This is a genomic window from Archaeoglobus sp. (assembly GCF_017656475.1).
Classification (GTDB): domain Archaea; phylum Halobacteriota; class Archaeoglobi; order Archaeoglobales; family Archaeoglobaceae; genus Archaeoglobus.
Map to the genome: position 1 here is coordinate 1 of NZ_JACDNT010000039.1, position 12967 is coordinate 12967.

Annotated in this window: 14 protein-coding genes; 6 read left to right on the forward strand and 8 right to left on the reverse strand. The window is 45.4% G+C overall.

From position 1 onward, the window contains the following. The 3 genes from H0Z19_RS09790 to glyA form a co-directional block, all read right to left on the reverse strand. Window positions 1-409, reverse strand: a 409-nt coding sequence (locus H0Z19_RS09790) for a hypothetical protein (RefSeq protein WP_290726188.1), incomplete at its 3' end; no start/stop codon positions are given. Next, entirely contained in the window at window positions 340-1293 is a 954-nt protein-coding gene (locus tag H0Z19_RS09795; RefSeq protein WP_290726190.1) for an NOL1/NOP2/sun family putative RNA methylase, read from the reverse strand. The genes H0Z19_RS09790 and H0Z19_RS09795, both read right to left, overlap by 70 nt. After that, window positions 1290-2555, reverse strand: a complete 1266-nt coding sequence (gene glyA / locus H0Z19_RS09800) for a serine hydroxymethyltransferase (RefSeq protein ID WP_290726192.1) — start codon at window positions 2553-2555, stop codon at window positions 1290-1292. The genes H0Z19_RS09795 and glyA overlap by 4 nt, the downstream gene beginning before the upstream one ends. 48 nt (window positions 2556-2603) lie before the next feature. On the opposite strand from glyA, the gene H0Z19_RS09805 reads away from it, so the two are divergent. The 3 genes from H0Z19_RS09805 (at window position 2604) to H0Z19_RS09815 (ending at window position 4881) form a co-directional block, all read left to right on the forward strand. Beyond that, window positions 2604-4004, forward strand: coding sequence for an NAD(P)H-hydrate dehydratase (locus H0Z19_RS09805; RefSeq protein ID WP_290726193.1), 1401 nt, complete (start codon window positions 2604-2606; stop codon window positions 4002-4004). Window positions 4005-4139: 135 nt separating this feature from the next. Further along, window positions 4140-4403, forward strand: coding sequence for a hypothetical protein (locus tag H0Z19_RS09810; protein WP_290726195.1), 264 nt, complete (start codon window positions 4140-4142; stop codon window positions 4401-4403). Then, window positions 4393-4881, forward strand: coding sequence for a hypothetical protein (locus tag H0Z19_RS09815; protein ID WP_290726196.1), 489 nt, complete (start codon window positions 4393-4395; stop codon window positions 4879-4881). Before H0Z19_RS09810 ends, H0Z19_RS09815 begins: the two co-directional genes overlap by 11 nt. Before the next feature lie 298 nt (window positions 4882-5179). On the opposite strand, the gene H0Z19_RS09820 is transcribed toward H0Z19_RS09815, so the two are convergent. From H0Z19_RS09820 to H0Z19_RS09835, 4 genes are read right to left on the reverse strand one after another with little or no spacing between them, the layout of a single operon-like run. Next, on the reverse strand, window positions 5180-6187 hold the full coding sequence (locus tag H0Z19_RS09820; RefSeq protein ID WP_290726198.1) for a DUF1464 family protein: 1008 nt from the start codon (window positions 6185-6187) through the stop codon (window positions 5180-5182). Window positions 6188-6194: 7 nt separating this feature from the next. Then, window positions 6195-7331 (reverse strand): RNA ligase, encoded by a 1137-nt coding sequence (locus tag H0Z19_RS09825; RefSeq protein ID WP_290726200.1) that lies wholly within the window; start codon window positions 7329-7331, stop codon window positions 6195-6197. Further along, complete coding sequence (locus H0Z19_RS09830; protein WP_290726202.1) at window positions 7328-8200, reverse strand: CBS domain-containing protein; 873 nt, start codon at window positions 8198-8200, stop codon at window positions 7328-7330. The genes H0Z19_RS09825 and H0Z19_RS09830 overlap by 4 nt, the downstream gene beginning before the upstream one ends. 5 nt (window positions 8201-8205) lie before the next feature. Then, entirely contained in the window at window positions 8206-8772 is a 567-nt protein-coding gene (locus tag H0Z19_RS09835) for a CBS domain-containing protein (RefSeq protein WP_290726204.1), read from the reverse strand. 113 nt (window positions 8773-8885) lie between these two features. Between H0Z19_RS09835 and H0Z19_RS09840 the strand changes: the two genes are divergently transcribed. From H0Z19_RS09840 to H0Z19_RS09850, 3 genes are all read left to right on the forward strand, one after another. After that, window positions 8886-10370, forward strand: a complete 1485-nt coding sequence (locus H0Z19_RS09840; RefSeq protein ID WP_290726206.1) for a Na+/H+ antiporter — start codon at window positions 8886-8888, stop codon at window positions 10368-10370. A 73-nt stretch (window positions 10371-10443) separates the two neighbouring features. Further along, window positions 10444-11589, forward strand: a complete 1146-nt coding sequence (locus tag H0Z19_RS09845; protein ID WP_290726207.1) for an acyl-CoA dehydrogenase family protein — start codon at window positions 10444-10446, stop codon at window positions 11587-11589. A gap of 34 nt (window positions 11590-11623) precedes the next feature. After that, window positions 11624-12505, forward strand: coding sequence for a hypothetical protein (locus H0Z19_RS09850; RefSeq protein ID WP_290726208.1), 882 nt, complete (start codon window positions 11624-11626; stop codon window positions 12503-12505). On the opposite strand, the gene H0Z19_RS09855 is transcribed toward H0Z19_RS09850, so the two are convergent. Then, entirely contained in the window at window positions 12484-12882 is a 399-nt protein-coding gene (locus H0Z19_RS09855) for a hypothetical protein (protein ID WP_290726209.1), read from the reverse strand. The genes H0Z19_RS09850 and H0Z19_RS09855 overlap by 22 nt on opposite strands. Between the last annotated feature and the right edge of the window lie 85 nt (window positions 12883-12967).

Here is a 12967-nt window from a genome sequence, read left to right on the forward strand (position 1 = left end):
CTCTCCCATTTCCCATTCCACAACCTGCAAAGTAATTTCTCCACTTTACGATGTAATAGCCCTTAACGCCTGCTTCAATATCCTCCCCTCTCATCCACTTCCTGAAGCTCTCTGCATCAAGCTCGACTACGTTCTTCTTCGCAATTCTTCCGACAATGAAGCTCCCCTCTATCGAGAGCCTCAGGCCATCCCTCTCAATCGTTCCAAAGTAAATCCCCTTGTGCGAGGCTATCTCGTCAAATTCGCAGCTCTTGTAGGCATAAACCCTGTTTTTTCCCCCCAAGTAAAACCTGATATCTTCAGGTAGCTCCGCATCAAACTGCTCCTTCAGAAGCTTTCTCACGGTTTCCTCAACTTCGCCACGAAGAACCCCTCCGTGTCGCTGCTCTGAGGATGAAGGCGCAGGCATTTTCTCACCTCCTTACTGTATTCTTTACCGTCAAACTCAGTGAACGGCTTAACACCCTTAACTGGAAGCTTGATCTCCTCGATTTCGGCATCTGTGTTTTTCAGCAAGTAGTCCACCACTTCCTCGTTCTCCATCGGCTCCAGAGTGCATGTGGAATAAACCACCACACCTCCCGGTTTAACTGACTTATAAGCGGCCATCAGAAGACCTTTCTGCAGCTTTGAAAGTCCGTAACAATCTCTGAGCTTCCAAAGCCTTATGTTCTTGTAGTTCTTCCTTATCATGCCCATGTTGCTGCAGGGAGCGTCAACAAGCGCGGCATCGAATTTATCCCGAAATCTTCCGAAATACCTTCCATCCTTAACCGTAACCTTTCCAATAAGCACTCCGCAACGCTGCAAATTTGAGATGAGAATGTTTATCCTTGAGTGCTTCACGTCGTTCGCAACAATGCAGCCATCGTTCCGCATGTACTGGGCTATCTGCGTCGTTTTAGCTCCAGGAGAGGCTGCGATGTCCAACACGGTCATGCCGGGCTGGAGTTCCATCACAACCGGAGGGATCATCGAAGCGGCCTCTTGGGAGAAAATTATGCCAAGTTGATGTTCAGGAATCTTCGAAAATTCGTTTGTAGAGATATAAAATCCCTCCTTACACCATGGAACTTTTCCGACAATAATCTCGCGCAAATTTTCTTGTACATCCTCAACCTCTGCCTTCAGAGTATTTACCCTTACGCTGACTTTAAGGGGTTTGACCATGTATCTGAAAAAATCATCGCTACCGTCTATTTTTAGCAGTCTTTCATATAGCTCCGGGTTGATTATCCTGAATGCCCCCCTTATCTCCTCAACATCCCCTTCTGGGTCTATGTACACCTTCATTTCAACTCAGGGAAGATGTAAGCCTCGCTCTGGTCGAAGCTGTACTTTATGATGTTAAACCTCTCCTTCAGCTCCCTTACCTCTTTCCTCAGCTCTTCAGCAGACTTCTTCTCCTTTATCGCCGCATCAATAATTTCTGCAATGATTTTCATCTCCTCCTCTCCCATTCCGATTCTCGTAACTTCTTGAACGCCTATTCTTATTCCTGAAGGATTGTCGGTGCTTTCAAGGGAGTCCCACGGAAGAAGGTTCTTGTTCAACACGATTCCAGCATTCTCAAGTGTTTTTGCCACCTTCTCCCCTCCTCCAAAGTCCCTGACGTCAACCGCAACCTGATGGGTCTCCGTAAAACCTTTCTTTTCCCCTAGTACTTTATAACCGAGGTTGTAAAGCTCCTCTGCCAGTGCCCTTGCATTTTTCACCACCTGCTTTGCATAATCCTGCCCGAACTCCAAAATCTCCATCGCCGCTACAACATAACCTGCGAGTGTGTTGAGGTGGTGATTGCTGACAACACCCGGAAAGACTGCCCTGTCAACCTTCTCCGCCAGCTCTTTTTTGCTGGCTATTATAGCTCTCTGAGGCCCAAAGAAGGTCTTGTGAGTGCTGCCAGTCATAACATCCGCCCCCTCTTTCAGCGGATTCTGGAAAGCCTTTCCCGCAATGAGGCCGAGAACATGGCTGGCATCGTACATTACATAAGCGCCAATCTCGTCCGCAATTTCCTTTATCTCCTTCACAGGCTGCCTGAAGAGTATGAGGGAGGAGCCAAGAATGAAAAGCTTGGGTTTCTCCCTTAAAGCAACATTTCTCGTCTCATCAACGTTAATATTCATCTCCTCATTATCAAAGGGGTAGTGAATGACTCTCAGCCCCCTCAAACCAGCCGCAGAAACAGTATCATGACTTATGTGCCCGCCACAAGGCACGGAAATGCTCATAATGGTGTCTCCCACGTCGGTTAAAGCGAAGAACGCAGCAATGTTCGCAACAACCCCAGAAATTGGCTGAACGTTTGCGTGCTCAGCCTCAAATATTTTCTTGGTTAAATCGACTGCCCTCTCTTCTATCTCATCAACGAAACTGCAGCCCTCGTAAAACCTGTGTCCAACTTTACCCTCCGCATACCTGTGTCCCAAATCTGAAAGATAACACCTCCTTACCGACAGAGAGGTTAAATTCTCACTCGCAATCAGCGGTATGGAATCCCTCATGAATCTGGTATGTTTTTCAATGATTTCGAAGACTTCTGACGGATTCATGTCCTCTGCTACGATGAAAAATATTTAAGGCTTCCGTGAACATTCATCATGGAAGTAATTTCGTCCAGAGACATGCAAATTCTTGACACAAACTGCGAGTATTTCGGTTTGAGCAGAATGCTTCTGATGGAGAATGCCGGCAGAGGTGTGGCTGAGGAGATAATGAAAAGGTTTTACAAGGGCAAAGTTCAGATTTTTGCTGGCAGTGGTAACAACGGCGGAGACGGATTTGTAGCCGCGAGGCATTTAAAGGATTTCGAAGTTGAGATTTTCCTCCTCGGAAAGCCAAAAACGGAGCTCGCCATAAAAAACTTGGAAATTTGCAGGAAAGCTGAGATTCCAGTAAAGGAGGGGTTGCCGGAAGAGGTCGATTCAGACGTAGTTATAGACGCCATGCTCGGTACGGGTGTAAAGGGGAAGTTGAGGGAGCCTTACGGCACTGCAGTAAAGATGATTAATGAGAGTGATGCGTTCAAGGTTGCTGTAGATGTTCCCTCCGGCCTGAACCCTGACACGGGGGATTACGAGAAGGCTGTTAAGGCTGATTTGACCGTAACATTCCACAAGGCAAAGCCCGGGTTAGATAAGGCTAAGGATGTCTGCGGCGAAGTTGTTGTTAAGGACATAGGCATACCTCCTGTTTTCGAAAAATTCTGCGGTCCCGGAGACGTTATAAGCAGCTATAAGAGATATGATGAAGCACATAAAGGTGAGCACGGCAGAGTTCTGGTCGTTGGGGGCGGAGAGTACACAGGTGCTCCTGCCCTGGCAAGTCTCGCAGCATTGTATGCAGGAGCAGATATAGTCACAACGGCAGTACCTGAGTCGATAAGAAAGGTTGTGGCGTCTTTCAGCCCCAATCTGATAGTGAGGGGTGTTGGAGAGGAGAGAATAGAGTTGAAAAACTTAAGAGAACTTGAGGAACTTGCGAAGAAGCACGATGTTGTGGTTGCGGGAATGGGTGTGGGGGAGAACCCTGAGTTTGAAGAAGTTATCAGGGAGCTTCTTAAAAGCTGCAAAAAGGCCGTGCTGGACGCTCAAGGACTTGTTGATGAAGTGCCCGAAAACTGCGAGTGCATATTGACACCGCATATGGGAGAATTTAGAAGAGTTTTCGGAGAAGTTGAGGTTGGGAAGGTTGCAGAGAGGGCAAATGCAGTGATACTGCTTAAAGGAAAGGAAGATGTTATAACAGACGGATTTAGGGTAAAAGTTAACCGCTCAGGAAATGCAGGAATGACCGTCGGCGGTACAGGAGATGTTCTAGCTGGAATTTGCGGAGCATTTCTTTGCAACGACGATGCTTTCCATGCAGCATGCTCAGCAGCCTTCCTGAACGGCTATGCTGGAGATGTGTGCTACGAGAAATTCGGGTACAACTTTACGGCGATGGATGTTGTGAAAGCTTTGCCTTACGCTTTAACGAAATGCACAAGGTTCGAGATATAGAATAGTGAGCTCGAACTTATTTTTTTAATATCTGAATAAAAGGCTTTAATTTTAGTCAAATTTTTTATTTTAGTAGAGAAAGATTTAAATACCAATTGTATGATATTTAGTATCAATTAGGTAGGAGGTGGTTGAATGAAGAAAGTGGTAAGTGTGCTGATAGTTCTGACCATAGTCTGTACAAGTACAGCGATGGCTACAGAACTTGGAACAAAGCAAAATAGCAACATAATTAAGCTAAAAGATGGATACGCCGTGATTAGCGATAAGAATGAAGTAGAAATTGTATTCCACGGAGAAAAATATAAGATGGTCGTAAATAAGCTTGGCACAGAGTATGTAGCCAAGATTATAGACTCAAAAGGTAATAACTCTTTGGAGGGAGAAGATGGAGTATAACCCAATAGCATCACTGGAGAAGGGTAAAATTGGCACGAAGAGTTTACCAATACCTCCAGACGCGAACATAAACATTTATCCAGACAGGTATACATATCATAAAGGTGAAAAAGGTAGAGTTACAATAGATGTAGAAAACGGTGGAGTGAGTATTGGATTTACGTCCTACTTTATTCTGATTCCAGAGGGAGTTGACTACAACGGAATTCTAGATGGACCGGAGCCTACAGGAGAGGTCCAATTAACGGACGAAAACAATTGTTGGATTGTACCAGAATATGGATTTGTTTGTGGAAAGGGCACACTGCTTGTTTGGCAGGCTGTACATTTATCAGGATACAAAAAGCAGGTTGTACTGAGTGTTACATACAACAATGTCGGCAGTTATAGATTTGAGGCAGGAACATCTGTAGTGGATGGTATAGTCGGGTGGGGTGATTCATCCTCTGACAGTTTTACGGTGGGAGTATATGTTTAATAGATTTTTAGAATTTATTAGATTTTTGTTTTTTATACTGCTTTCACTCTGTATAGCTGTACTGCTCATATCACCAATAGCAAAAACTGGTCTGGAAAGGTACGCTATGTACACAATCGGAGCTCTTTTCATCATCGGCTTCGTAATTATCTTACTTGCCTTTGTGAAAGTAGCACTTAGGCAACTTGGCATCATCAAATAACCCTATGAATACTGTTCTTTGATATCGGAAGCCAAAAAAGCCCTAAACCTAAGGTATTACACCCATTGTAAGTATTTAACGACCCCAGCTATAAAATCAAAACCGCTTCATTCCTCTCCTAACATACTCCATAACATCAGAAGTGATGTAGTCCAGCAGCGTCCCCTTTGCTTCAAGAATACGCATGTAATCAACTATCTCCCTGTACTCCCCACCGGCAATGGCATTTGCGATAATTGCAGCCCCCTGGGCAGATTGCTTTCCTCTGCCAAAACCGCCAAGCAACCTTACTTCCTTTCCTTCTCCTCTAAGTTTTCTCAGCACATCCGGAGCGAACCTGCCTGAAAGAACGTAGAAGTCAGCATCTGTAGAAACTTCCATTGCCCTTATCCCTTTCAGCACGAACTCTGAGAGAATGTTAATGACCTCGTTGTCTTTAATCTTCCATTCTTCAGCGAAACTCCTGATCCCTCCACTGAATATCAGCTTCTTCGGAAACTCACCGATAATGTAAGCCAACTCTGCATCCATCGCTCCAAGAGAGGAATATCCGGGGAACGAAGTTGTCCCTCCCATTCCATCGACAATTCTACCATTTTTCACCGCAATAAAGGCGTTGAATCCCTCTCCCACCTCAGCAAGGATGAAATTGAGTTTTGTCAGCTCCTCTTCTTCGCTGAACTTTGCTACAGCCAGAACTGCGGAGCAGAGCTTGTCAGCAGTACCAATATCAATTCTGTTCAGCTTTCTCCAAGGAGGTACTGTTGGAAGGTGTATCACAGCGGGAACTGTGTAGAGGTTGACGTTTCTTTCATTCACGGCCCTGATTATATTCCTCAGCCCTATCGCCCTTTCCGAATCGAAGTTTAGTGTCATCAGCAGCAAGTCCACTTCGTCAAGCTCTGCAAACGGCTTTACAGGCAGACCGTAGCCAGAGAGTCCCGCAGCAATCTCCGCTCCCGACTCTTCAATCGCATCAATAACAATTTTTGGTGATGCTCTAACTTCCTCCGTTTTGAGGTTTCTTCTGTAAACTACCCTCCCGTCTTCAATCGCCACCACATCATAGCTTCCAGTTCCCGGATCAATGCCTGCGGAAATCATACTATCACTACTTCCAAGGTGAACCCTGAAGTATTCCTCTTATTCTGTCACTTGTACTTCTCATGAACCTTTTTAACCTTACCCTTCCATCATCCAGAACCTCAATTGTGAAGTCAACCCCAAGCAGCTTCAGGTGCATTTTGAAAAGCTCTATAACCTCCTGATTCTCAAAAACCAGTTCACTTTCCTCATAAACCATCTCTCCGCGCTTGCAAGCTCTGATGCTTTCAACCATTGGCTCAAGTATCGCTTTTCCCAGTTTGAGGCATCTCTCGTTAAACTCCTCCTCTTTCTCTCCAAACTCGACGCTCTGAAAAGCTTCTCTTACCACCCTCGACAGCATGAAGTCCCTGCCGTACTCCCCGAAGAACCGGAAGGCATACCTCAAATCGGACTGATTGGCGTAACTCGTTGTGTACTTCAGTGGACTTAGCTCCATTTCCCTGTCTTTGAAAACTACACCCTCTCTTCGTTTTCTGTTCAGCTTTTCCAGAACATCCCTCATCTTCTCAATATCGTCAGAGCTAACGGTTGCAAGGATTTCTGCCAGCTTCAGGTTGTACTTCTCTGCAATTTCTTTCTTCTCGTCAATTGTTACAGGTTTGTTCGTCTTTCCATCCCTGACGTCGAAAAGGAAGAACTCAAGGGTTTTTATGCCGTAAACATCTGTTGGGACATAAGGGGAAGCTTTTCCCACAGCTTCACAACAGAGCATGTAGTCTGGATAATCTCTGAAAAACTCGTCATCTATCAGAATTCTCGCCTTTTCTGTCGTGTAGGGACAAATCAGACCCCTTCTTGTGATTGCGTAAAGATTTTCACCAATTTTAACGATTCTAACGTTGTAACCATTCATCTTCTCCTCAAGAACTACCTCTCTGCTGCCAAAATGCTTCTTGATTGTTGGATGAAGTAAGAGTGCCCTCCTTACCTTGGGAAAACCCCTAAAGACTTTCAGAGAATCCTTTGCTTTTACAACCACAGTCCCTTCCTCAAATTGACCGAATTTCTTTTCAAATCTAAATGCCTCCTCGATATCAGCAAAAAAGGGATGCTTAACGAGAGCCTTACGAAGGATGTTTCTCTCCTCAAGCCTTTTGGCTGCGGATTTCGATAAATTTAATGCTTGAGCAATAAAATTCATGATTTGGAATACAAGAACCTGACCAAATCTCTTTCAGTTATAATCCCCTCGAGCTTTCCGTTTTCCACAATAAGCGCCACTCCATATCCCTTTTCCAGCATGGAGCTTACAAGTTGGGATATGCTTATGTTCTTAGGGAACGTGAGTATGTCCTTATAAACAAGCAGTTCATCGTTCGCAAGAATCGTTGATATTGGCTTGTCAATTGCATCCTTTATATTCCCGCTTGTCAGCATTTTAAATGCTTCACCCATCCCGAAGTATCTCAGTATCTCCCTGACGGTAATTAAGCCCACTAGAATGCCGTCGTCTATTATAGGAAGCCTCCTCAACTTTTTCTCGATCATTGTTTTCATCGCTCTCTCAATGCTATCCTTCGGTCTGAGTGTGATGACGCTTGAGGTCATGTAGTCAGAAGCGACTCCGTCTATTGTGCGGTTTTGTCCGAGATACTTCAGGATGTCCCTTTCCGTGATAATACCAACAACAACATCATCTTTATTGACTACCGGGCAGCCTCCAACTTTCTTTTCGAACATCGTCTCCACAGCATCTTCAAGTGAATCTGTTTCCTCAATCGTCACCACATTTCTTTCCATGATTGTCTCCACAACTTCATTTACAGCTGCAGAGAGATTTCCCCCATACCTGCCCTTAACAAGTCCAAACTTCTGTCCGCCTCCAAAGATGTTTACAAAGTCGGTTGCTGAGATTATACCTTCAAGCCTCTTAGTACCCGCATCAGCTATGGGGATTCTTCTGAAATTTCTTTTAAGCATCAGTTTGAGGGCGTTCATGAGTGTTGATGTTGGTGGGAGTGTGAAAACGTCTTTTGTGGCAATGTCCATTACATTTCGTCTTAAAACCAAACAACTCACCCCTCAAAATCCATACAATCCTCACAAAGGTTCAAACCGTTGCTGAGATACAATTTGTCAGCATATTTACCACATCTATCGCAGATTCCTCCGATTTCTTCTTCCTCAATAACCGGCCCCTCTATCTGTATGGAATAACCTGAAGCGTCTTGCGTAACGAGCGAGGCAAACTCTCCAAGATCAAGCGAAACGCTAAGAATGTCGTTGTCTGTGATAATACCAACAAGCTCCTCATTGTTGTTCACAACCGGTAGTCGTCTTATTCCTTTTTTCATCATAATCCTCGCAGCTTCCCTCAAGCTCGTGTTGGGGCTTATAGTTATCACTGGTTGCGACATGACTTCCTCAACGAGAACCTTGCTCGGAACCCTGTTTCTTGCAACGATTTTGGATATGAGGTCTTTCTCAGTGACTATACCCACTGGACGCCCGTCTTCAACGACCACAGCACTACCTACTCCGTATTCAACGAGTCTTTTGGCGAGATTGTGAACACTGTCTGTCCTCTTTACGGTGCAAACGACAGTTGTCATCACTTCTTTTACTGGTAGATCTGTCTCCATTGTACCACCTCATGGTTTGGTCTTCAGGTGAATTAAAAGCTTTTTTGATGTTCATGAAATTTCAGAATTGCAGGCAAATAACTTTTTAATTTCACATAACCCCGCCATACTATATGATAGAGGAAAATCTGGTCGAATTCATCGAAATTCTCATGCTTGCCACCGCCGTCGCGATAGTGGTTAAGTTCATAAGGTTGCCTTACACCATAGCCCTAGTTCTTGCCGGGCTTTTTGTTGGTCTTGCTGGTCTGTTGCCGGAGTTTCCCTTAAGTAGAGATGTTGTCTTTTTCATCTTTCTTCCACCACTTCTCTTTGAAGCTGCAATGAACATGGATCTTAAGGAGTTGAGAGATAATTCTGGTCCAATTGCATCAATGGCCTTTCTGGGAGTAGTCTTGACAACTATCGTGGTCGGCTTCTCTCTGAACTGGTTTCTCGGCATTCCTCTGGCACTTGCCCTGATTTTCGGCGCAATGGTTTCTGCAACTGACCCCGTCTCAGTTCTGGCCACATTTAAATCAATCTCTGCCCCAAAGAAGCTTTCCACACTCATTGAAGGAGAGAGCGTTTTGAATGACGGTGCTGCAATAGTAGTTTTTGCAATCGCCCTCGAAATGATGCTTAAAGGTGTTTTCGACCCTCTAAATGCTGCTTTGGATTTTATTATTGTGTGTGCCGGTGGTGCAGCCGTTGGGCTGGCAATAGGTTATCTTGCTTACAGAATTCTCGCCAAAATCGACGATGCACTGGTTGAGATAGCAATAACGATAGTTGTAGCCTACCTTGGCTTCGTTCTGGCGGAGAGGTTTCACTTCTCCGGTGTTATTGCTGTGGTGGCTGCAGGTCTTATTCTCGGAAACTACGGCAGAGATTTCTCCATGTCCCCCACTACAAGAGTTATCATGCTGGATTTCTGGAGCATCATCGTTTTCCTCGTAAACTCCATAATATTCATCCTGATTGGTGTAAACACCCACATAACGATATTCTCGGCATGGAAGGAGATTTTGGTAGCGATTATGGCGGTAATTGCAGCAAGAGCCGCTGTTGTCTATCCAGTCATGACATACTACGGCTTTCCAAATTTGTGGAAGCACGTGATTTTCTGGGGAGGGCTGAGGGGAGTTATTCCGGTTGCCTTAGCATTAAGCTTTGGCGACCAGCTTCTCTCAGCCATGGCGTTTGGTGTGGTGCTCTTCTCTCTTCTGTTGCAAGGCCTCTCTCTCGAAATTTTTGTCAAGCGCAAATTTGCGGATGTGGGAGAAAAGGAGCTTGAGGAGCTTATCGCCAGATACATCGCAGCAAAGAGTGCGAAGTTTGAGCTGTTGAGGGCGATTGAGCAGGGGAAGATTGTTGAACCCTTGGCTAAGGACATGCTACCAGACCTTGATTCTGAAATAGCAGAACTGGGGGCTAAGTTGGAAGAGATGATTAAAGAAGGTAAGGCTTCCAGATTAAGAAGGGCTGCTCTGAAGTATATTATCGATGCAAAGAAGAGTGCTACGGTTGATGCCATGGCCAAAGGGCTCATCTCTCAGGATGTTGCACTGGAGATAATGCGAGAGCTTGATAGCAGAACAGGGGAACTCATGGAATAACCTGCCTGCCACTATTTAATCCACCTACACCAAAGTGGCAAATCTTATATGTGAAAAATGAGAAATTAAAATCATGAACTTTGAGTTTGAAGAAGAGCATCGAATTCTGAGGGACAGCGTTAGAGAGTTCGCTGAGAAGGAGATTATGCCCTACGGGAAAGAGTATGACGAGAAAGGGGAATATCCGTGGGAGATATTCAGGAAAGCTGCTAAGCTTGGTTATGTGGCTGCCGACATCCCGGAGGAGTATGGTGGAGCGGGGCTCGATTATCTCGGATGTGCTATTATTGCTGAAGAATTTACGAGGGCAGACAGCAGCATAGGTTCGGCAGTATTAACAGCATCCCTTGGATGCCCGATGGTCAAGTACTTCGGCACGGAGGAGCAGAAGGAAAAATACTTACCAAAGGTCGTTAAGGGGGAAAGCCCATCTGCCATCGCCATAACTGAGCCGGATGCGGGAAGTGATGTACGGGCTATCAAAACTAAAGCAGAGAGAGTTGAAGGTGGGTGGAAACTCAACGGAACAAAAACGTTCATAACAAACGGTAGCATCTCTGATTGGGTGGTGATTCTTGCCAAAACCCAGCCTGAAGCCGGCTACAGAGGAATTTCTGCCTTTCTCGTCGAAACGAACTGGGATGGTTATGAGGCGAGAAGGATAAAAAAGATGGGGCTGAACTGCCACGATACGGCTGAGATATACCTCAAGGACGTTTTTGTTCCCGAAACACACCTCATCGGACAGGAGAACTTCGGCTTTTATCAGCTTATGAGGTTCTTCAACGAGAGCAGGGTGTTTGTGGGTGCTGTACAGCTCGGAATGGCAATAGGGGCTTACGAGAGGGCTTTAGAGTATGCAAAGCAGAGGACGGCGTTTGGGAAGCCGTTAATAGAGCACCAGGCGATTCAGTTCAAGCTTGCAGATATGTGGAAGGACATAGAGGCTGCAAAGCTCCTCATATACAAGGCAGCTTGGCTCATTGACAAGGGTAAGGCAAATCCGGCTTTAAGTTCAGCTGCGAAGCTCTTTGCCAGTGAGACGGCAATTAATGCCACCTACGAAGCATTGCAGATATTTGGCGGCTATGGCTACAGCAAAGAGTACGACATCGAGCGCTACTACAGGGATGCGAGAGTTGGGACAATCTATGAAGGAACGAGTGAGATACAGAAGCTAATTATCGCCAGATTTCTTGCCGGGAAGCTGAGATTATGAAAATCTTTTTATTTATTATGCCCCAGAAAAGTTCATGGAGAAGTTTATAGAAAGCGTCGCAAATTTTATCGACGAGGAAGATATTAAAGTTCTGAAAGCTATCGGGAGTGATCCGATAATTCTCCACTCTATCAAGAAAATTTTCGATTATCCCGAAAAGGCCAGCAAGTACCTGATTCTGCTAAGAGACTCTCCTGTTGCCATATACCTCGTAGCCAAGATATCGGAAAGGCTTTCAAGGTATCTTGAAGGAGATGATGAGGCAAAATGCTTTGCCGTTTTTCTGACGGCACTGAGGGAGCTGAAGGGTTGCGGGGACAGAAGGGTTCTCCAGAACATGTTTCTCCTTCTCAAGGAAGCCATTGAGCGCAGACTCTCAGATGGGAAGTATGAGGATGCGGCAAAGCTCGTCATGGAGTTTCAGGATTTCGGATTCAAGAGCTATATCAAGAAAATCCTGTTCTTCGCTCTCGAAGTTTCAGAAGAAGGAGATTACAGGAGAGCAATGAGAATACTTGACCTTCTGCCTGAGACGGATGCTGTAATAGACGCTAAAGCGAGCGTTTTGCTTGAGTGGGGCAAGAGTCTTGCGTTGAGCAATCCAGAGGCTGCGATGAAAAAGGTAGAGGAGTCTCTAAAGCTAAAGGACACCGTGGATGCGAGACTGGCAATGGCTGAAATCTATGAGAATTTGGGCAACTACGAGAAAGCATATTTCATTTACACCTCCTTAAGGGCTCTGCATCCCGGCATTGACAGGAAAATTGCCAGAATGCTCATGGAGTGGGGCGAAGAAACTGGAGATGTTGAGAAGCTCAGAGAAGCCTACAATCTGGCTATGGGAGATAGACTGCTCACCGAAGAGATAGAAAGGAGGATAAAGAAGCTCGAAGCTCAGAGGCTCTCCGGGTCGTAGCCGAGAACCACCACCCACCACCATCTTGCCATGTCAACGAGGTCCTTGCTAAAAGCTCCGGACAACTGATACTCCCCATTTCGAACTGTTATCATTCCCGCCCCTAAGAGCTTGTTTCTCATTGAGTAAAAGGATGACCGCACCATTCCAAGCTCTTCCATAATCTCTTCCCACTCCTCAACCCTGAGTGGTTTTCCACTCTTCTGCCTTTCCTCGACCAGAGTAAGGAATTTGACCGCTTTAAGAGCAACTTCTTCCTTCCTGAAAATCCTCCTCATCAGTTCGAGCATTGGCATCTTTGACTGAGAAATTCTGGCGTTTGAAGCAGACCTCACGATGATAGAGGTTGCCGTTTTGGGCGCATCCTTGACCTTCACACCTTTTATTTCCTTTTTGACAATATAAGATTTTAGATAACATGTTGGGCTTCCGCCCTTAAATACTCCAACCGAAATAAGATTG

Bases quoted from the DNA above. Each gene is read 5' to 3' on its own strand.
- H0Z19_RS09810 (WP_290726195.1), top strand. From the start codon at position 4,140: ATGAAGAAAGTGGTAAGTGTGCTGATAGTTCTGACCATAGTCTGTACA.
- H0Z19_RS09815 (WP_290726196.1), top strand. From the start codon at position 4,393: ATGGAGTATAACCCAATAGCATCACTGGAGAAGGGTAAAATTGGCACG.
- glyA (WP_290726192.1), bottom strand. From the start codon at position 2,555: ATGAATCCGTCAGAAGTCTTCGAAATCATTGAAAAACATACCAGATTC.
- H0Z19_RS09850 (WP_290726208.1), top strand. From the start codon at position 11,624: ATGGAGAAGTTTATAGAAAGCGTCGCAAATTTTATCGACGAGGAAGAT.
- H0Z19_RS09820 (WP_290726198.1), bottom strand. From the start codon at position 6,187: ATGATTTCCGCAGGCATTGATCCGGGAACTGGAAGCTATGATGTGGTG.
- H0Z19_RS09795 (WP_290726190.1), bottom strand. From the start codon at position 1,293: ATGAAGGTGTACATAGACCCAGAAGGGGATGTTGAGGAGATAAGGGGG.
- H0Z19_RS09835 (WP_290726204.1), bottom strand. From the start codon at position 8,772: ATGGAGACAGATCTACCAGTAAAAGAAGTGATGACAACTGTCGTTTGC.
- H0Z19_RS09805 (WP_290726193.1), top strand. From the start codon at position 2,604: ATGGAAGTAATTTCGTCCAGAGACATGCAAATTCTTGACACAAACTGC.
- H0Z19_RS09840 (WP_290726206.1), top strand. From the start codon at position 8,886: ATGATAGAGGAAAATCTGGTCGAATTCATCGAAATTCTCATGCTTGCC.
- H0Z19_RS09845 (WP_290726207.1), top strand. From the start codon at position 10,444: ATGAACTTTGAGTTTGAAGAAGAGCATCGAATTCTGAGGGACAGCGTT.
- H0Z19_RS09825 (WP_290726200.1), bottom strand. From the start codon at position 7,331: ATGAATTTTATTGCTCAAGCATTAAATTTATCGAAATCCGCAGCCAAA.